Source organism: Peribacillus sp. SIMBA_075 (genome assembly GCF_046534585.1).
The window spans coordinates 1-250 of record NZ_JAWRYN010001185.1 but is presented as its reverse complement, the minus strand read 5'-3'; the positions used below and the strand labels follow the sequence as shown (position 1 = coordinate 250).

The following is a 250-nucleotide window of genomic DNA, read 5'->3' as shown; positions in this document are numbered from 1 at the left end:
AAATATGCGAAAAAAATTACAATTGCTGATCCATATGAAAAATTAACGAGCGATGTATATACAGAATATCAAAAACGTCTTCTGAAAAATAATTCATTAGACTTTGATGATTTAATTATGACAACGATTCAGCTATTTGAACGTGTTCCAGAAGTACTAGAGTTTTATCAGCGTAAGTTCCAATACATTCACGTGGATGAGTATCAAGATACGAACAAAGCGCAGTACCTTCTTGTAAAACATTTAGCAG

Annotated in this window: 1 protein-coding gene; it reads left to right on the top strand. The window is 32.0% G+C overall.

Annotated features, from left to right (window positions below; translation table 11 throughout):
* Positions 1 to 250, top strand: a 250-nt coding sequence (locus tag SB775_RS32065) for a UvrD-helicase domain-containing protein (protein ID WP_410865326.1), incomplete at both ends; no start/stop codon positions are given.